Source organism: Legionella sainthelensi, assembly GCF_900637685.1.
Classification (GTDB): domain Bacteria; phylum Pseudomonadota; class Gammaproteobacteria; order Legionellales; family Legionellaceae; genus Legionella; species Legionella sainthelensi.
Genome location: NZ_LR134388.1, coordinates 1,345,539 through 1,365,263, shown reverse-complemented (window position 1 = coordinate 1,365,263; position 19,725 = coordinate 1,345,539). Strand labels below are relative to the sequence as shown.

The window sequence follows — 19,725 nt, the reverse complement described above, 5'->3', positions numbered from 1 at the left end:
ATGATGATAGTAATCTTCAAACAAATAAAAATATCTTTATTTTTTTTACTCATTTTTTCGCTACTTACAGGCTTAATTTACCCTGTTGTAACCACCCTTATTGCCCAAGTATTATTCCCATACCAAGCAAACGGCAGCATACTCCGTTATCAGGATAAACCCATTGGTTCTGCATTAATTGGACAATATATTGATGCACCGAATTACTTTTGGGGACGTCCTTCTGCAACCACTCCATTTCCTTATAACTCAGCAAGTTCTTTAGGCTCTAACATGGGGCCTTTAAACCCTGAGTTTTTAGCGATAGTCAAAAAGAGAGTGGCAACTCTTCATCAATATGAAAGTAAACTTATTTTAATCCCAGTTGACTTAGTCACTGCTTCTGCAAGCGGCCTTGATCCAGAAATAAGCCCCCAAGCGGCTTTTTATCAAATTCCCCGAATCGCTAAAGCACGTAATATTTCCGAGCAAGAAATAATAGCACTGGTAAATCAACTCATAAAAAAAAGAACTCTATATCTTTTGGGAGAACCACGTATTAACGTACTAGAGCTTAACCTAGCCCTAGATCATATAAGGACTACTCATGAATGATTCACGTCCCAATCCCAATGCGTTATTGCAACAAGTTCTCGAAGAAGAAAAACAGCAACAACGTGGTAAACTCAAAATCTATCTTGGTGCTGCTCCGGGAGTTGGAAAAACTCATTCCATGCTCCATGAGGCATTAGAAGAGCAAGCAAAAGGATTAGATATTATTGTAGGTATTGTTGAATCCCATGGTCGCTCAGAAATTATGGAAATACTGAAAAACTTCGTGATTCTACCGAAAGTAACTATTGATTATCATGGTAAAAAACTACAAGAATTTGATTTGGATGCTGCCCTAAAAAGAAATCCTGGATTAATAATTATGGATGAAATGGCGCATACAAATGTCACCGGTGTACGACATAAGAAACGATGGCAAGACATTAAAGAGCTGCTGGATCGTGGAATTGATGTATATACCACCTTAAATGTGCAACACATAGAAAGCTTAAATAATGATGTTTCCCAAATTATTCACGCACCTGTCCAGGAGACTGTCCCTGATTTCATGATTGAAAGTGCAAATACTATCGAACTCGTCGATTTGGCACCAGAAGATTTATTAAAACGATTGGCAGAGGGAAAAGTTTATGTCCCCAAACAAGCCCAGTTGGCTGCAGAATTTTATTTTCGTAAAGGCAATTTAATGGCATTACGTGAACTCGCATTGCGCACCTTAGCAAAGCAGGTTAATACTCAAGTACTTCTTTACAGGCAAGGACAAGGGATAAAGAGTATTTGGCACATTATGGAAAAAATCCTCATTTGTGTAGGGCCAGGCCCAGAATCCCATAAATTAATTCGCTCTGCTAAAAGAATAGCAGCAAGTTTTCAAGCAGATTGGATGGCTGTTTATGTAGACTCTCCTCGAACGCAATTATCGAGAACACAACGTAATCAAGCGATAAAAAACCTATTTTTTGCCGAACAATTAGGTGCTGAAACCCATATATTAATGGGATACGATCTTGTTAAAGAAATTCTTAACTTTGCTCGGGAGCAAAATGTTACATTAATTATGATAAATAAAAGAATTCAAACCCGCTGGAGAAACTTTTTCTTTCGTAGCTTGGCTGATGAGGTTTTACGTTATAGTGGTGACATTGATGTCTATACCATAACGGAAATGGTCAAGAAACCACAAAAGAAAACACTTAATAAACCACTTACCTCTTGGTTTCCCTATTTCTTATCGATTAGTATTGTTTCTGTCACAACACTGTTTAATTTTTTACTTTACTCCCTAGTACCAGATGCGAATTTAATCATGGTTTATTTAATAGGGATGATTGCTATTGCATCACTAGGACGTACCGGCCCCACAATTTCCGGGATTTTTCTCAGTCTTTTAGCTTATGATTTTTTCTTTGTCCCTCCTTACTATAGCTTTTTACCAAATGATGCAGATTATATTTTCAATCTCGTGATGATGCTCGTTATCGCCTTTATTATTTGCCAACTTACATTGGTTACTCGTCGTCAATCAGAGATTGCACGCCTTGCCGAATATCAAACATCTACTTTGTATACTTTAAGTCGAAGATTATCGAGAACACGGGGAATAGTCCGGCTACTTAGAACTGGAATTAATTATATTTCCGAAATTTTTCATTGTGAAATTATCGCGCTACTGCCTAAAGATACACGTTTAGTCATTCGCGCACGTTCCAAATCACATCAAGAATTGGATGACAAAGAATACAGTATTGCTCAATGGGTATATGAGTTAGGACAAAAAGCAGGATTAGGCACTGACACGCTTTCATTTTCTAATGCAATATTTATCCCTTTGCTCGGTGCACGAGGCACGATAGGTGTTTTAAGAATTCAACCATTTGATAGTGACGATTGGGCAACGCCGGAAAAAATACAACTTTTAGAATCGTGTGCCAATCAAATGGCCTTAGCTATTGAAGTAGACGGCTTGCAAGAAGAATTCCATAAAAGCAACGCATAAAAATCCAGGCATTCATGTAATAGCATGCATATATAAATTTGATTGTAAGAGGCAAATTAAATTGTGCTTTTTGCAAACTCAGAATACCCCTTTGCGATATTCTGATGCACTTGCTTCCGGTATTTTTTAGTGAGAAAGACCTACACTACTACCAAGTATCTCCACAAAGTTTGGAACTGTTGCTGTTCGACTCCAATCACGTTGTAATTCACATAATAATTGTGGCAAAGTTATAAGTACACCACCTGCTTGTTGAATGCGACGCAATCCTAACTCATGAGCTGTAACTGAGGTTCCCCCTACTGCATCAGCAACTACATACACTTCATAACCTTGATTTAACGCATCAAGTGCAGGAAAAGTCAAACATACTTCAGTCCACAGAGCAGTCATAATTAATTTTTTACGCGCAGTCCCTTTTACTGCATTTACAAATTCAGTATCTTCCCATGAATTAATTGAGGTTCTGTCATATGTTTTTACCCCTTCCAGCACTTGAGTAAGTTCAGGGATTGTCGGTTTATTCAAACCCGAACTCACATTAACTGTAGTAAGAATAATTGGCAAGTTGTATGCCACACCTGTTTTAGCAACGCCAACGATATTATTTACTAATTTCTTCTGATCCATTGAAGCAATGGAATTAACTTGGACAGGTTGATAATCAATGATAAGTAAAGCGGAATTTTTAGGTGTAAGTAAGATATCATTTACTGGATCTCTAATGGGTTGGCTTGTCATAACGTGCGCTCCTGCTCTTATTATGTTAAATGAAAATTATAAACATAGCACATTGATTTCATAGATACCAATCTTAACTTTACAGCATTACTGTATACCTTAGTCTGGAAAATATTTCTAAATTGCAATACGATAAGGGTTATCTAGGTAAAAAGGATTTACTCATGATCATTGCAACCTTACATGCACCAGGAAATGAAACTCGAGTAGCGATTACTCCTAACTCAGCGAAACAGTTCATAAAATCTGGATTTGAAGTCAATATCGAGAAAAATGCTGGTTTAGCAGCGGGTTTTAGAGATCAAGATTATGAACAAGTTGGAGTAACTATCAGCGACAGTAAGAAAAATATTCTTACAAATGCGAACATTCTTCTCTGCATTAATGAACCCAATTCCGAAGAGCTGGTAGGTTTATCACAGGGCGCTATTGTCATTGGTCATATTGATAATGATCCACACAGTCAATTAATCTCTTGGTGTAAAGAAAAGCAAATTACATTGTTGTCAATGAATCTTATTCCTCGTATCAGCCGTGCTCAAAGCATGGATAGCCTCTCTTCTCAAGCTAATTTAGCAGGATATCGTGCTGTACTGGAAGCAAGTACTCAATTTCATCGAGCTATCCCTATGATGATGACAGCAGCAGGAATGATTCAACCAGCTAAAGTACTTGTTCTTGGTGCCGGTGTAGCTGGCTTACAAGCCATAGCAACCGCCAAACGTTTAGGGGCAGTAGTTTATGCATTTGACGTACGACGTGCCGCAAAGGAACAAGTTGAAAGTTTAGGAGCTGAATTTATAGAAGTCAGCCAAGAGCAAGATAGTGAAACAAAAGGTGGATATGCTTCTGAAGTAAGTGAAGAATATAAGAAGTTGCAAGCAGAGCTTATTGACCAATATGCTAAACTATCTGACATAGTTATTTCAACAGCTTTAATTCCTGGGCGTAAAGCACCCATTTTATTGTATAAACACACCATAGAGCAAATGAAACCCGGAGCCATTGTCGTTGATCTTGCAACCTCTCGGGGTGGAAATTGCGAAGTAAGCGTTATTGATAAAACGATTAAACATGGGGAAATAACCATCATCGGTTTCAGTAACCTGGCAGGACTGGTTCCAGCAACGGCAAGCGAACTTTATGCAAATAATTTACTTCACCTTATTCATCTCTTGGCCTCTACACCTGCTGAAATCACATTAAACCCCAACGATGAAATTATCCAACAAGCAGTGCTTTGTCACCAAAATCAATACCTACCGTTTCAGGTCATAAAGGAGAGCCAAAATGCATGAGATGAATACTTTAGGAAACCCCTATATTGCGATACTCACGATTTTTGTATTAGCCTGTTTTGTCGGATATTACGTGGTTTGGAAAGTTACCCCGGCACTTCATACCCCTTTAATGTCTGTCACCAATGCAATATCCAGTATTATTGTTTTAGGTGCCCTTATTGCTGCGGGAAGTCAATTCATGGGAAACATAACCTGGATAGGCGGCGTAGCAATCTTTATTACCTCGATCAATATTTTTGGTGGTTTTGTGGTAACACAGCGTATGCTACGCATGTATAAAAAATAGAATAATGACAGCAGTTTAATCGAAACAGTGCAGTAAATTAAGGATGATTTCTCATGACGACCTTGGTTCCTTTATTTTATCTATTAGCAGCAGTATGTTTTATATTAGCCCTTAAAGGGCTGGCAAGCCCTGCCTCCGCAAGAAGAGGAAATCTATTGGGAATTACGGGTATGGTTCTCGCAGTAGGATCCACATTAATGATGCCCTCAACATATCATCAACTCCTACTGATTAGTTTAATCATCGCAGGTGGAATAATAGGCACTTATATCGCTCTTAAAATTAATATGACTGCGATTCCACAATTAGTCGCCGCTTTCCACTCATTAGTTGGGATGGCCGCTGTGCTGGTTGCATTTTGCGCCTTCTTATCCCCTGATTCGTTTCATATAGGCGTCCCTGGTGCAATTGCCAAAGCAAGTTTAGTGGAAATGAGTCTGGGTTTAATTATTGGGGCCATCACCTTCTCTGGATCTGTAATTGCGTTCCTCAAACTACAAGGAATCATGTCTGGAGTCCCTATCAAAATACCAAATCATAACTTCATCAACCTCTTGGTCGCGTTGGGTATCCTTATTCTGTTTGTTTTATTTCTTATAAACCAAACGCTCACGCTTTTTTGCATTATGGCTGCTTTAGCTTTTTTACTCGGTGTATTACTTATTATTCCTATTGGTGGTGCTGATATGCCAGTAGTAATTTCCATGCTTAACTCATACTCTGGATGGGCGGCCGCTGGAATTGGGTTTACCTTAAGCAATCATTTGCTGGTGATTACTGGAGCGCTAGTTGGTGCGAGTGGAGCAATTCTAAGCTACATCATGTGCGTAGGAATGAATCGTTCTATTTTCAATGTAATTTTCGGGGGTATCCAAACATCTGAAGCCCAATTACCAGCCAACGCCACAACTGAATCCCGCTCAGTACGGCAAGGAAATGGTGAAGATGCGGCATTTCTTTTAAGTAATGCAAAAGATGTCATCATTATCCCTGGGTATGGTATGGCAGTGGCACATGCACAACATGCAGTCAAAGAATTAGTAGATGCATTAGAGCAACGAAATATTAAAGTTCGCTTTGCAATTCATCCTGTGGCTGGTCGTATGCCCGGACATATGAATGTATTGCTTGCGGAAGCCAATATTCCTTATGATAGAGTATTTGAACAAAGTGAAATTAATCGGGATTTTGCAAGCTGTGATGTGGCCTATATTATTGGAGCAAATGACATAACCAATCCTGCAGCAAAAACAGATCCAAGCTCACCAATTTATGGCATGCCTGTTTTAGAAGTTGAAAAAGCAAAAACTGTTTTGTTCGTGAAACGAAGTATGGCGCCTGGCTATGCCGGTGTAGAAAATGCCTTGTTCTATCATGACAATACCTACATGCTTTTTGGCGATGCTAAAGCAATGACTGAATCTATTGCTAAGGCGTTAGAAACATTATAAATAAACATAATTACGGAACAAACGCGTTGAATGGCAAAGATCCTGATCTCTCCTAAAACGCTAAATGACTTAAATTCACACAGCCAATATTTGTTTAAAAATTGATTAACTGCATTAATCTGTACACTATTCCCAGGTCATAAGGCTTGTTCGCGAAATCCAGAAAACGCTCCGAATTACTGGATTCTGCGGACAAGCCGCAGAACGTCGTGATAGAGATTAGCCTGCTCATACAAGGCTCTAGCCCACATCAAATAAGCCACCCATCATGGATTTTATAATCCTATTTTGTGAATCATTTTCAAATGCTAAAGTGCCAAATATTAACCAATTTTTTCCTTCTATCTTTTAATGAATATTAATTTGCCATGCAAGCAAAATAAAGGTATCTTAGCCAATTAATTTTCATTATGGAGTGAGCTAATGTTACAAAAACTTGGACTTGGGGTATTATGCATTATGACCTCTTTAACTACTAATACATACGCTATGGAAAGGCATCCACTTCAACAAGGAGCCACTATTGAATATGAATTACCTAGCAAGGATCCCCAAGAATTCGTTAATTATATGTTCTGGACAATAGAAGCCAAGTGTAAAATCATTACAGAAGATGAAAATGATGATCTTTTAGTAGAAGCATTAGCTAAACAAGGAAAAGTCAATGACGCTCCTTTGTCTAAAGGGCATTTTTTACAAATTACTGTACACCCAGACCAGATCCTGAAACTCAGTGCCGATTCAGGAGCAAAAGTGAAAATCACTAATTTAGGCGAGCATACAGTAAAAGCTATTTGTAGTACCTAATTGACAGATTCAAAGAGCTGTTCTCGAAACGACTTCGTACTGTTTCCAGCTCATTATTTTTTGCGCCTCGCTGTTACAAAGGTGACGTTTTGCAAATATTTGGCATCTCGTTGCCTTTCGTAAAAGCAGGAGGTTCAAAAAGCAATAAGCGTTGCTCAAAGATTCATCTTGCGACATTGCTTTCAATAGACCCCTGCTTGCATAGAGCGCGACACCTTTTTAACTATCGGCTGTCGCGAAAGCAATAGTCCATTTTTCCTTAAGTTGACATCTAAGCGCTATTGCAGGACGACGTCCGAAAATTCAGCCCTAAAACCCCGCATAAAAGATATCTCACGCTTTGCTATCGCAATAACGTTATCTTGTAGAGTGGCTCTCTATAAGATGAAACACGAAGTATTAATCTGATAGTCATTTAAGCGATTATTTATTTTTGTTAGTCGATCAATATAATCTTGCTCTATATTTAGAGCATTTTTACTTGCAATTTTTGCATTAAGAGCAGTCACTACATAATTTATTGGTATTTTGTTAGCAGCGTCCTTAGCCAAGGGATCAGCCCCATATTCTAAAAGCCAATCAAGGACCAACGGTAAACCACGGCGAGCTGCTGTATGAAGAGGGTAATATTGTTTACTGTCATTTGAAGGTTTATTAAGGTCTATTCCTGCATGATAAAGTAGTCCTATTATTTCAAGCATGTCCTGCTGCGTGTCTACACGACACTTAAGAACTGCCCAATGTAACGGAGTAACAAATCTATTTGTATGTATATTTAAGTCTATTTTTTTTATAGCCCCTTCTTGAAGAATCACTTGCACTTTTGTTTTATCAATTTTGCTAATTGCCTCAAGAAGATGAGATATAATCTCATCATTATTTTTAAAAAACATAAAAAATCCACTGTAATTTTAGATTAATATCATCAAAGAGAAACGTTATCAGGAGGTAGTTAATGCTCTCGGGTTGCATGAAACTTAATTTTCGGGTATCGCTCTTCAGCCATCGTTAAATTAACTCGGGTTGGAGCAAGATACATTAAGGCATCGCTTCCATCTAATGCTAAATAATCATGTGCTTTAGTGCGAAACTCACTCATCGCCTTATCATCTTCTGAGTAAACCCAACGTGCACAAGCCACATTGACTGATTCATAGATGCAATCTACTTTATATTCATGTTTCAAACGATGGGCAACCACATCGAATTGCAATACTCCCACAGCACCTAAAATTAATTGGTTACTGTTTAATGGTCGAAATACCTGAGTTGCTCCTTCCTCAGACAACTCAATTAAGCCTTTTAATAAAGCCTTACTCTTTAAAGGATCCCTTAAGCGAACCAAACGGTAAAGCTCAGGTGCGAAATTAGGAATTCCAGTAAATTTTAATTGCTCCCCTTGGGTAAAGGTATCACCAATTCGAATCGTACCGTGATTGTGTAATCCGATAATATCTCCCGGCAAGGCCACTTCCGTATGTGATCGATCCCCAGCCATAAAAGTCAACGCATTGGAGATTTGTATTTCTTTACCAATACGCAAATGACTTAATTTCATTCCCTTTTTATAAGCTCCAGAACATATACGTAAAAAAGCAATTCGATCCCTGTGCTTTGGATCCATGTTTGCTTGTATTTTAAATACAAACCCAGAAAAAGCCTCCTCATTAGGAGATACAGTACGCTCCTGGGCGTTTCTTGGTTGTGGACTTGGAGCATAGCGCACATAATCATCGAGGAGCTCTTTAATTCCAAAATTATTAATTGCTGAACCGAAATAAACAGGAGTCATTTTTCCTGCCAAATAATCCTGTAAATTAAATTCATGCGAGGCGCCCTTCACAAGCTCAATTTCTTCACGTAATTCTTGCGCACTCTCCCCTAATATCTCATCTAATTGAGGATTGTCTATTCCTTTAATCTGCACTGCATCTTGTTTTTGTGCATTTTTTCCCGATTGATAAAGGTAAACGACATCTTCATAACGATGATAAATACCTTTAAAACGCTTTCCCATACCTACAGGCCAAGTCACAGGGGCACATTGAATCCCCAAAACAGATTCTACCTCATCGAGCAAATCAATAGGATCACGACCTTCACGGTCCAGCTTATTAATAAAAGTCATAATTGGAGTATCACGTAAACGACAGACTTCCATTAACTTTACTGTTCTATCCTCTACTCCCTTGGCCACATCAATCACCATGAGCGCCGAATCTACCGCGGTTAAAGTTCGATAAGTATCTTCAGAAAAATCCTCGTGCCCTGGGGTATCGAGTAAATTCATGACGTGATGATTATGTATAAACTGCATTACAGACGTAGTAATAGAAATACCTCGTTCCTTTTCCATTTCCATCCAGTCTGAGGTGGCATGTCTATCCGCCTTGCGCCCTTTAACAGTACCCGCTAATTGAATTGCACCCCCAAATAGAAGCAACTTCTCAGTTACAGTAGTTTTACCTGCATCAGGGTGGGAAATAATTGCAAAGGTTCGTCTTGTATTAAAATCCTGATAAAAATCGGACATGAAATTCTCTAAAATAAATGTATTGTTTCGTATGTGAATTCTAAGCCATTCTTGAACAAATTCAAGACGAAACAATTGATTATCACCCAAATAATCGATATAAAGAGAATATAAAAATAGTTATTGCCTCTAAAAAACAGTACTATAGTACCTATTTCGTATAAAAATTAGTGTCCACTATGAAACGCTGTCCTTGGGTTGGAATCAACAAACCTTATTATGAGCATTATCATGATACAGAATGGGGTATCCCGGTTCATGAGGATCAAAAACATTTCGAAATGCTTATTCTCGAAGGCGCACAAGCCGGCTTGAGTTGGGAAACAATACTCAAGCGCCGCGAAACATACCGTAGTGCATTTAAACAATTTGATCCTCTCGCTGTGGCTCATATGACGGATGAGGAATTAGAAAATTTACTCACTGATCCTGGCATAATCCGCAATCGACTTAAAGTTTTTTCAGCTCGCAAAAATGCCAGGGTATATCTCGAAATCGCACAAATTTTCACCTCTTTTGATAATTATGTGTGGCAATTTGTGAATGGACGTCCGAAAATAAATTACCCCCATAGTATGCAAGAGGTTCCCGCAACCACACCCGAATCAGATGCGTTATCCAACGATTTGCAAAAAAGAGGGATGAGCTTTGTGGGCTCCACAATTATGTATGCTTATATGCAAGCGATTGGCATGGTAAACGATCATTTAGTTGATTGCTTTTGTAAAAATCATAATGTCTGAATTGCAATAAAGAATACCGCATAGGAACTACCAGCCTTATTTTTGGCGCTGCAATAAACATCATAGTATGACTCATATGGCACAATACATGCAATGTCACTGGCTCACATTGCAACGAGATACCCTGGAATATTATTTTCCAATGAAAAAATCCATAAAAGACGCAATATTGCAACTAAGAAAAATAACCTCAGCAACAACTCAATGGACTCTTTGACTCATTTAAGTCCCTTCTTGATTATTGATACCTGCACTAAACATCGGGAAGAGCAAGTTAATTGCCTTTTAGTAGTGAAGCATGAAAAGTTAAGTGGTCCTCAATAAAACTCGCAATAAAATAGTAACTGTGATCGTAACCTTCTTGCATTCGTAAATTAAGATCAACAGAAGCATTCACGCAGGCCTTCTGAAATAATTCGGGTTTTAATTGTTCTTGCAAATAAGGGTCTTGAGTTCCCTGATCTATTAATATCTTTGTATGTGGCCACCCCCTTTCTACAATGAGATGACACGCATCATAATCCCTCCATTGTTCCTCATCTTTACCCAAATAACCAGCAAAAGCCTTTTGTCCCCATACGCATTGAGTAGGGGCACAAATAGGAGAAAATGCCGAAACAGAATGGTATTTTTGGGGATTTTTAAAAGCCAAAGTTAAGGCTCCATGCCCTCCCATTGAATGTCCAAAAATACCACACGCTTGTTCGTTAAGAGGAAAATATTGCTGAAGTAGATGAGGCAATTCCTCAGACACATAAGTGGACATTTGATAGTATTTTGACCATGGGTTTTGCGTTGCATCTACATAAAAACCAGCACCTATGCCAAAATCATAACTGTCTTGATCCCCGGGCAAATGAATCCCTCGAGGACTGGTATCAGGCACAACCAATGCAAGACCTAATTGAGCGGCCATGCGTTGCGCACCCGATTTAGTAATAAAATTTTGTTCTGTACACGTTAATCCAGACAACCAATACAAGACAGGAACACATTGTGTGTGTACTTGTGGTGGCAAAAAAATTCCGAAACGCATCACACAATCAGTTACTGAAGATTGATGTGCATAAACACGTTGAATACCTCCAAAACAATAATGCTCTTCAATAAGATCTATAATCATTTATTCAACTCAACAAAGGTTAGAAAGTAAGAACGGTACGAATAGATTCACCTTGATGCATTAACTCAAAGGCATTATTAATTTGTTCTATTGGTAAAACATAAGTAATTAAATCATCGATATTAATTTTTCCATCCATATACCAATCCACAATTCTAGGAACATCAGTGCGACCTCGTGCCCCTCCAAATGCTGAGCCCTTCCATACCCTTCCGGTAACTAACTGAAATGGTCGAGTTGAAATCTCTTGTCCTGCTCCAGCAACTCCGATAATCGTGCAGATCCCCCAACCTTTATGACAACATTCAAGAGCCTGGCGCATCAATTTCACATCCCCAACACATTCAAAACTATAATCAGCTCCTCCCTTAGTAAGTTCGACAAGATGCGCTACTAGATCATCACCAAATTCTTGGGCATTAACAAAATCGGTCATCCCCATCTTTTGGGCTAAAGCCTGACGTTTTGAGTTAATATCAACGCCAACAATTTGTTCTGCTCCAACCATACGAGCAGCCTGGATCACATTCAGTCCAATCCCACCCAAACCAAAAACAATAACTCGCGCTCCTGGAGTAACCTTAGCAGTATAAAGTACAGCTCCAATGCCGGTAGTCACGCCACAGCCGATGTAACATACCTTGTCAAAAGGCGCATCTTTACGGATTTTTGCCACTGCAATTTCAGGCAAAACGGTATAATTTGCAAAAGTTGAGGTTCCCATATAGTGAAATAACTTTTTACCATTAAGACTGAAGCGACTTGTTCCATCAGGCATAAGTCCCTGACCTTGTGTTGACCGAATAGCCTGACAAAGATTAGTTTTCTGCGAAAGACAATAGTCACATTGACGACATTCAGGGGTATACAGAGGAATGACGTGATCCCCTGGTTTTAGAGAAGTAACACCAGGACCAACCTCAACAATAACACCCGCACCTTCATGTCCTAAAATTGTCGGAAAGACTCCCTCTGGATCATTACCGGATAAAGTGAAGGCATCTGTGTGACAAACACCTGTTGCCTTAATTTCAATGAGAACCTCCCCTTGTTTGGGGCCTTCTAATTGAACCAATTCGATTGCTAATGGCTTCCCAACCTCAAATGCCACTGCTGCTTTTACTTGCATCCAAACTCCCCTCTATATTCGCTTTGAATAGGATTATCCACAAAATAATTTAATAATCGTAACACAATAATTATGTTGAAAAAAATTAAAAACTTGAAAATAAGACATTGAAATTAAGAAAGAAATTTTAATATTGGCACTCCAATTGAAACTTTTACTTATTATGATCATTATTTATTTATTTTGAGTCCTCTTTTATACTTAACTATTAGATACACAATATCAATTTTTCGGAAAACACAGAGTATGATCATTAATAGTGAATTTAAGCCTGCTAAATGGCTTAAAAATCAGCATGGGCAAACTCTGTATCGAACGTTTACAAATAGATTACAAGTCCCTATCAATTTTTGTGAGCGTATTGAGTTACCAGATGGTGATTTTATTGATTTAGTCTGGAGTACGAGCAGTTTAAATAACCATTCTCCATTAATTATTCTATTGCATGGATTAGGCGGGAGTATTAATTCAGCCTACGTTGCCAGTTTATTTAATGCATTCAATAAGTCTGGCTACCGAGCAGTATTAATGAATCTTCGGGGAGCAAATGGCCCTAATCGTTTACCGCGTTTTTACCATGGAGGTGATACAAGCGATTTTGCTTATGTTCTAAGTCAATTAAAATTGCGAGAACCTTCAACAAAAAAAGCTGTGGTTGGAATTTCATTAGGTGGTAACATACTACTCAAATGGTTAGGAGAAACAGGCCAACAATCTTTAATTGATGCAGCTGTTGCAGTTTCAGTGCCCTTTCAACTAAACACTGTCGTTCAAAAGATAAATAAAGGATTTTCTCGGGTCTATCAAACCCACTTATTGGAAAGATTGCAAAATCTTTTTTTACAAAAATTAAACATCATCAATCATCAGCTGACACTTACGAAACAAACATTATTGTCCATAAAAACACTGTATGAGTTCGATGAACAAATCACGGCCCCATTAAATGGTTTTTCGAGTGCTCATGAGTATTATCAGAAATCAAGTTCAAGACAATACCTATGGAATATAACAACCCCTACATTGATTATTCATGCTTTAGATGATCCTTTTATGACCCCTGATGTAATCCCAAAGCTTAATGAATTATCACCAGATATTCTTTTAGAGTTAAGCCAGTATGGAGGGCATGTAGGATTTATTGCGCAAAACATTCGATACTGGTTAGAAGAGCGTATCCCATTTTTTTTGAAAGATCACTTGGATTCATTTTCTTGATTATTACTTAAAAGAAGGAATAACATTTTTTTGAAATAGTTAAGAAAAGCCAATGTCCCAACCTCTTCTACGGCTTGCACCACTTTGTTGCCCCATTGTTTTCGTTCGGTTTTCCACCCTATAAAAAATGCAGAAGCAATAAGAACTACTATTACCAAATGATAATGAGTTAATTTACTTTGAACAAAATACTCTTTATGCTCCGTCAGCTCTTTCTTCTGACCTTGCAACACTTTATCCATCTGAGCAATTTGTGCAATGATCTGTTTTCTTGAGTTTTTCATGCTCAGTACTCTGTTGTGAAAAATATTCTCTGGTTTTTGGAAAACTCATGTTATTTAAATTATAAGACAGGTATTTAGTCAGACCTAGCAATAGCCCTATATTCAGCAGTAAAATGAGAAAAAGGGCTAAAATAAGGCTTTTAGAAGACAATGCAACAAAATATCCTAGTAAAAACATGGCAGTTAACCACACGGTGATACATATTACTAGCAGCATGCATATATTCAACAATAAAGGAAAAACACTAAGCCCAGCCAATCTGGCTTCAAGACGAAATATACATAATGCTGTTCTTATAACAGATATTTTTGCTGCAATAAGAGCTTCTAATTGTTTGAAAACTTCCATTATTTTTTCATAAGCTTGGATAATAAAAAGCCTATCCCGCCAGCAATTAAAACAGAAGTTAATGGATTTTCTTGTATCTTCTTTAATAAATTATCGGAATACTCTTTAATACTTTCTTCCACATCATTTGCCTTATGAATTCCTTCTTCATAAAGATTATTAACCTTCTTTTTTCCTTCTTTTAATAATTGACTAGCAGCTGCTTCTATGTGTTCTTTTGGTGTATATACTTGATTTTCATTAGAGCTTTTCATGTTAATACCCTCCTTAGCATACGTCCATTGATTCAAAATAGTAAGTATTATATTAACTATAGTTATTGGAAAAGATAAATCAATAAATTTTATTGCAAACGACTTCTAAATATTCCTCTATATAAGAGTAATTTTTTATGTTTTTTTAAATCAATTTTACATTAATCCAATGTATTTGCCACAAATGAATGTGCTTAAAACCATTAAAAAACATGCATTTGTCATAATACTTATATCATATATAAACAGAACAAATTGGATTAATTTCAAACCAAATGATTAAATTAAAAATACTTAACCCTGTAACTATCCAAATAACCCGTTCCAATCTCAATAAATGCACTATGCGTCAGATTTTTGGATATCTCAACATTAAGCTGTCAGATTAACGAACAACCTAATGTGAAGAGAATTTTATTTTGTACTCGTTACTTGATTGAAAATACGCTTTGCCAATCGCCCTAATGGTACATGATTAGTATTTGTGAGAATGATGATGCTCACATGATCATCAAGATGTCGCTCTATCCAACTGCTGTAACCTCTTATAGCTCCATTTTTGAAAACGAGACGCTTATCATTGATAGAGGACACTTGCCATCCTAAAGACCAAGCCCAGTTTCGGTTCCCTGCTGGTTTTCCGTTTTTTAAAAGGACTGGTGTCCACATTTGCCGATAAGCAGTGGGAGTTAATATTCTCCCCACAGACATAGCACTATCCCATTTTGCCATGTCACTGATAGTTGATACGATCCCTCCCGAACCGCCCATCTGTTGCCATGGTTTTTGATTGGGATTGGGAATAATATGTCCCTCTTTAACTTGATATCCAATTGCTAAATTTGGTGGAAAGAGTAAGTTAGGTAAACCTGTATCATTCATCCCTAAAGGAATAAAAATAGTTTGTGAGAAATAATCAATTAATGATTGATGACTTACATTTTCAATAGCACGACCCAACACTGCAAAACCGAAATTATTGTAAGCAATTGCAGTCCCAGGTTGAAATTGCATATTTTTGTTAGCCAGTTCTTTCCATACGTTAATCCAAGGCAAATGTGGTCCATAATGTTGAGGAATACCACTGGAATGCGACAATAATTGGATGATAGTTACATTTCGCCATTGCTCAGGTGCCTTTGGTACATAGTCCAAGATAGAGTTCTTCAAATTAATTTTTCCTTCTTGTACTAAGGTCATAAGTGCAAAAGCAGTAATTACTTTAGAAACAGAACCAATACCAAAACGTGTTTTCGTATCTACAAGAGTATTTGTTGCAAGATTAGCGTAACCATATCCTTTAATGAGGAAAGGCTTGCCATCTTTGAGCACGGCTAATGCCAATCCAGGAACATTATTATTCTGCATAAAAACGGTTACTGTATGATCAATTTTTTGCTTTGTTACTGCTGGAGCTGCTCTGGTAGACTTAAAAGTAAAAAGAATAGTCAAGCCAAATAGAAACACTAATTTTTTTTTAGCATATTTAATCTACACTTTTGTGAGTCACAGGCCAAATATTTTTAAGCCACCATAAATTATTTTGTTGTCTTCTACTTATCCAAGGCGCAAACCTCAAATAACAAAAATGATTTAGATCAACTATATTCTATTTATCCTAGGATATCTCGTCATAAGAGTAAACAGCTGCACCTCCTCTTTATAGCTGTTACTCTGAGGAGCTACTTAATGATTCCAAACATATTGAATAGGGAGATAAATATGTTGAACCTTGATACAGAAACCATTCGTGATCTTCTGGATAAAGCGCGGCAATTTCAAGCTAAAGAGGAAGTATGTTTTCCTGAGGAAACTGCAGAAATGGACTCACTTTATATTTTGGCTGATCATCAAGATGACCCAGTCTATCAAGAAACAGTTGAATACATTGATGATTTACGTCCCGATCAGCAAGCAACCTTGGTCGCATTAATGTATTTAGGTCGTGGCGATTATAACATAGATGAATGGGAAGAAGCCTTTAATTTTGCGCAGGATGAATTAACAAAACACACCGGCGAATATCTATTATCAAGACCATCAGTAGCAGATGATATTGAAAGGGGATTAAATATGCTGGATATCTCCTACCGGGAATAATTCAGCCTCAAGAAAAATCTGGATGTCATTCTAATTTTTCTCTTTAGTGTCAAATGGAATTTATTCTTGCTCCTCTGCTTTTTTTATTCATATTGAGTACTTCACTTATTTTTCTAAAACAATTAGAGCTCTTGTCAAATTATACTGCTTTATGCAATGATTATTATTGAAACACTTCGATAATGATTATGACACCATGACAATTTTTAGGAGGGGCCTAAGATGAAGCGATTTCTTACAATGAATAAGGGACTTATAACCCAAAAAAGCACTCAACCATTTTTATCCTCTCGAACTTTTTCCCAATCAATCCTTTCAGCAAGCGAAAATATTTTGTTACCCACTCATCGAGCCAATAAAAAAATCTCTTTGAGCCCTACTACAAAAATACCCGGTTCACGTTTTTTTGAACAATTAAAAAAAGAAGAACACAAACAATTTCCACATAAAAAACGTAATAGATTCAGTTATAACAACAACCAAAGCGCTGCGCTTTCATTACCTTATTCAAACGACCAATTAGTTACCAAACAAAACAATCCAGATGAGCTTCTTGCACTCTCAAAAGCATCAATCATTGAGCATGCGAATCGACGAGTTGATTTATTTTTCTACACGTTAATTGCTTATTATAAGACTTCTTTTTTCCCAACATATACACAAACTACATTACAATATGGCAAAGGTCGAACAATCGATGATGGATGCATCACAGAAGCATGTCATAGCAGCTTCACTCCTTCATTACTTGACAATATTATCTATCGAAACAAAGAAACTGGAGAAAAACTCAAAAGTTTGTTATCCAATACCCACCTTCTGGATAATTTAAACTCTACTGTGGAATTACCTTCATTTGTCAATGATCTCGATGATGTGTTAGAAAATACCTGCAGACCTCAATGCCTAGAAATTATACGCCGCACCTCTATTGGTGAAATTAATCCTATTCAAGGATTAACTATTTTTCTTACAATGATGCAAAATGTTTTAAGAGATCTTAAAGAAAAAGCTGAGCCTAAAAGTACGTCATGTTTTTCACAGCACTCTTTTCTAAAACAAAAATCAATAAATCCTGTCTTAATTGATCTTGTAACAACGGGAACATTGTCGGACACATTTTCTGATGAAACGCAGACAGTTACAGATGAATACATTCAGCTCTTATTAAGAATGAAACCCGATGAGAAAAAATTATGTGAAAAAAAAGGAAATAAAGAAAAAGTATACTTAAAAAAATCACAGAAATACAAGAAGAAATTTTGTACTCAAAAAGCAGTCAGAATTTAATGAAACTAGACTAAAACAGTTCTCTTGCATCGCGACAATAAAATAAAGTTTATAGTGATGCAAGGAGCCTCCTATGATTTTCCATGCTAATGACTCAGGTAGAGGATATTACCTATGGCCAAACATTTCTTATTTGCATAAAATAATGTTTTTACCCCCAACAATAATTACTTTAACCCTGGCGGCTATTTATGGATATTCATACAGTTGTTGAAGCACAGAGAAAATTCGCTATGGCAGGGCAAGCTAAAAAGATTCTTTTCCGACAGCAGCAACTACAAAAGTTAAAAGATATTCTAAAGCAAAAGGAAGAGGAACTTTATCAAGCTCTTTATGCAGACATGAAAAAATCTCAATTTGAAATCTATTTGACTGAGCTTGCATTAATTTATCATGAAATCGATAAAGCCATTAAATATGTTGCCAAATGGTCAAAACCAAAAAAAATAAGAACAGGATTAGTCAATCAACCTGGAAAAAGTTTTATCCTTCCCGAACCTTATGGAACTACATTAATCATTGGAGCGTGGAATTATCCATACCAACTTACTTTAAGCCCTTTAGTCGCAGCAATAGCTGCAGGAAATACCAGCATTATTAAACCTAGCGAACTAACAAAAAATACTTCTTCTGTAATAGCACAAGTGATCAATCAAAATTTTGACTCTGACTATCTTCATGTAGTAGAGGGCGGGGTTGAAATCGCCCAAGAACTCCTCAATCACCGTTTTGATAAATTATTTTTTACTGGGAGCACTGCGGTAGGAAAAATCGTTGCTAAAGCAGCCGCAGAGCACCTAACGCCTGTAACGCTCGAATTAGGTGGAAAAAGTCCATGTATTGTTTTTAGTGATGCAGATCTCAAAATCTCAGCGCAGCGCATTGTCTGGGGCAAATTTTTAAATGCTGGACAAACATGTATTGCTCCTGATTATCTTCTGGTCGAGGACTCAATCTATCATCCTTTGCTAGCAGAGCTTAAAAAGCAACTCAATAAAATTATTGGCCCAAATCCTATCGAGAGTGAAAGCTATGTACGAATTATTGATCAAAGACACCTACAACGCTTGAAAAATCTTATAGACCCACAAAAGCTATATGTAGGGGGGCAAGTCATCGAAGCAGAAAATTACATTGAACCAACTATTCTTAAGGATGTGGACTTCACAGACGAAATTATGAAAGAAGAGATTTTTGGTCCTATTTTACCAGTAATTCCCTTTTCAGACTTAAAACCTATTCTTCACGAACTAAAAACACGCCCGCGTCCCTTAGCGCTCTATGTCTTTGGAAAAAATCAGCAACTACCTACACAAGTCATCCATGAGGTTTCTTTTGGTGGTGGTTGTATTAATGATGTACTTATACATATTTGTGATTCTAATCTTCCTTTTGGCGGCGTTGGAGAAAGCGGTATGGGAAACTACCATGGTGAGGCAGGCTTTAAAACCTTTAGCCACTTCAAGAGTATTGTGAAAAAATCATTTTGGTTTGAACCACCCATTAAATATAAGCCTTATACTCAACTTAAATTAAGATTGATTCGCGCCCTGTTAGGTTAATTCACT

General features: G+C 37.3%; 19 protein-coding genes. 11 read left to right on the top strand and 8 right to left on the bottom strand.

All coding sequences use genetic code 11. From position 1 onward, the window contains the following. Together kdpC and EL220_RS06115 are read left to right on the top strand one after the other, a co-directional pair. Complete coding sequence (kdpC, locus tag EL220_RS06120) at positions 1-594, top strand: potassium-transporting ATPase subunit KdpC (RefSeq protein WP_232002651.1); 594 nt, start codon at positions 1-3, stop codon at positions 592-594. Further along, positions 587-2,548: a DUF4118 domain-containing protein gene (locus tag EL220_RS06115; RefSeq protein ID WP_027271580.1), complete on the top strand. Its 1,962-nt coding sequence runs from the start codon at positions 587-589 to the stop codon at positions 2,546-2,548. Before kdpC ends, EL220_RS06115 begins: the two co-directional genes overlap by 8 nt. 126 nt (positions 2,549-2,674) lie before the next feature. Here EL220_RS06115 and EL220_RS06110 read toward each other — a convergent pair whose 3' ends face one another. Next, positions 2,675-3,289 carry a hydrolase gene (locus EL220_RS06110; protein ID WP_027271581.1) on the bottom strand — a complete coding sequence of 205 codons (615 nt, stop codon included), beginning with the start codon at positions 3,287-3,289 and terminating at the stop codon, positions 2,675-2,677. Positions 3,290-3,453: 164 nt separating this feature from the next. Between EL220_RS06110 and EL220_RS06105 the strand changes: the two genes are divergently transcribed. The 4 genes from EL220_RS06105 to EL220_RS06090 all read left to right on the top strand — a co-directional run bounded on the left by EL220_RS06105 (position 3,454) and on the right by EL220_RS06090 (position 7,134). After that, positions 3,454-4,587, top strand: a complete 1,134-nt coding sequence (locus EL220_RS06105) for a Re/Si-specific NAD(P)(+) transhydrogenase subunit alpha (protein ID WP_027271582.1) — start codon at positions 3,454-3,456, stop codon at positions 4,585-4,587. Beyond that, complete coding sequence (locus EL220_RS06100; protein ID WP_027271583.1) at positions 4,580-4,876, top strand: proton-translocating transhydrogenase family protein; 297 nt, start codon at positions 4,580-4,582, stop codon at positions 4,874-4,876. Before EL220_RS06105 ends, EL220_RS06100 begins: the two co-directional genes overlap by 8 nt. 53 nt (positions 4,877-4,929) lie before the next feature. Beyond that, positions 4,930-6,327 (top strand): NAD(P)(+) transhydrogenase (Re/Si-specific) subunit beta, encoded by a 1,398-nt coding sequence (locus EL220_RS06095; RefSeq protein WP_027271584.1) that lies wholly within the window; start codon positions 4,930-4,932, stop codon positions 6,325-6,327. A 423-nt stretch (positions 6,328-6,750) separates the two neighbouring features. After that, positions 6,751-7,134, top strand: coding sequence for a hypothetical protein (locus EL220_RS06090; protein ID WP_027271585.1), 384 nt, complete (start codon positions 6,751-6,753; stop codon positions 7,132-7,134). Positions 7,135-7,511: 377 nt separating this feature from the next. On the opposite strand, the gene EL220_RS06085 is transcribed toward EL220_RS06090, so the two are convergent. Both EL220_RS06085 and EL220_RS06080 read right to left on the bottom strand, forming a co-directional pair. After that, a complete protein-coding gene (locus EL220_RS06085; protein WP_128130844.1) occupies positions 7,512-8,027 on the bottom strand; it encodes an ankyrin repeat domain-containing protein in 516 nt (171 codons plus the stop codon). 59 nt (positions 8,028-8,086) lie between these two features. Continuing rightward, the gene (locus tag EL220_RS06080) at positions 8,087-9,667 is read right to left on the bottom strand and encodes a peptide chain release factor 3 (RefSeq protein WP_027271587.1); all 1,581 of its coding nucleotides are present in this window, start codon (positions 9,665-9,667) and stop codon (positions 8,087-8,089) included. 179 nt (positions 9,668-9,846) lie between these two features. Here EL220_RS06080 and EL220_RS06075 point away from each other — a divergent pair, with 179 nt between their 5' ends. Further along, entirely contained in the window at positions 9,847-10,410 is a 564-nt protein-coding gene (locus tag EL220_RS06075; protein ID WP_035906224.1) for a DNA-3-methyladenine glycosylase I, read from the top strand. 274 nt (positions 10,411-10,684) lie between these two features. Here EL220_RS06075 and fghA read toward each other — a convergent pair whose 3' ends face one another. Further along, positions 10,685-11,533: an S-formylglutathione hydrolase gene (gene fghA, locus EL220_RS06070; RefSeq protein ID WP_027271589.1), complete on the bottom strand. Its 849-nt coding sequence runs from the start codon at positions 11,531-11,533 to the stop codon at positions 10,685-10,687. 19 nt (positions 11,534-11,552) lie between these two features. Beyond that, positions 11,553-12,662 carry an S-(hydroxymethyl)glutathione dehydrogenase/class III alcohol dehydrogenase gene (locus tag EL220_RS06065; RefSeq protein ID WP_027271590.1) on the bottom strand — a complete coding sequence of 370 codons (1,110 nt, stop codon included), beginning with the start codon at positions 12,660-12,662 and terminating at the stop codon, positions 11,553-11,555. Between the two features lie 246 nt (positions 12,663-12,908). Here EL220_RS06065 and EL220_RS06060 point away from each other — a divergent pair, with 246 nt between their 5' ends. Beyond that, on the top strand, positions 12,909-13,880 hold the full coding sequence (locus EL220_RS06060; protein ID WP_027271591.1) for a hydrolase: 972 nt from the start codon (positions 12,909-12,911) through the stop codon (positions 13,878-13,880). Here the strand turns inward: EL220_RS06060 and EL220_RS06055 are convergent. The 3 genes from EL220_RS06055 to EL220_RS06040 form a co-directional block, all read right to left on the bottom strand. After that, positions 13,859-14,164 carry a hypothetical protein gene (locus EL220_RS06055; protein ID WP_027271592.1) on the bottom strand — a complete coding sequence of 102 codons (306 nt, stop codon included), beginning with the start codon at positions 14,162-14,164 and terminating at the stop codon, positions 13,859-13,861. The two genes, EL220_RS06060 and EL220_RS06055, sit on opposite strands and share 22 nt — an antisense overlap. Before the next feature lie 348 nt (positions 14,165-14,512). Continuing rightward, entirely contained in the window at positions 14,513-14,767 is a 255-nt protein-coding gene (locus EL220_RS06045; protein WP_027271594.1) for an ElaB/YgaM/YqjD family protein, read from the bottom strand. 414 nt (positions 14,768-15,181) lie between these two features. Next, the gene (locus tag EL220_RS06040) at positions 15,182-16,234 is read right to left on the bottom strand and encodes a serine hydrolase domain-containing protein (RefSeq protein WP_232002650.1); all 1,053 of its coding nucleotides are present in this window, start codon (positions 16,232-16,234) and stop codon (positions 15,182-15,184) included. 255 nt (positions 16,235-16,489) lie between these two features. Between EL220_RS06040 and EL220_RS06035 the strand changes: the two genes are divergently transcribed. The 3 genes from EL220_RS06035 (at position 16,490) to EL220_RS06025 (ending at position 19,719) form a co-directional block, all read left to right on the top strand. Next, positions 16,490-16,867 (top strand): DUF3775 domain-containing protein, encoded by a 378-nt coding sequence (locus EL220_RS06035; protein ID WP_027271596.1) that lies wholly within the window; start codon positions 16,490-16,492, stop codon positions 16,865-16,867. A 222-nt stretch (positions 16,868-17,089) separates the two neighbouring features. Further along, entirely contained in the window at positions 17,090-18,157 is a 1,068-nt protein-coding gene (locus EL220_RS06030) for a hypothetical protein (RefSeq protein WP_232002649.1), read from the top strand. A 191-nt stretch (positions 18,158-18,348) separates the two neighbouring features. Continuing rightward, complete coding sequence (locus tag EL220_RS06025; RefSeq protein WP_027271598.1) at positions 18,349-19,719, top strand: aldehyde dehydrogenase; 1,371 nt, start codon at positions 18,349-18,351, stop codon at positions 19,717-19,719. Positions 19,720-19,725 lie beyond the last annotated feature (6 nt).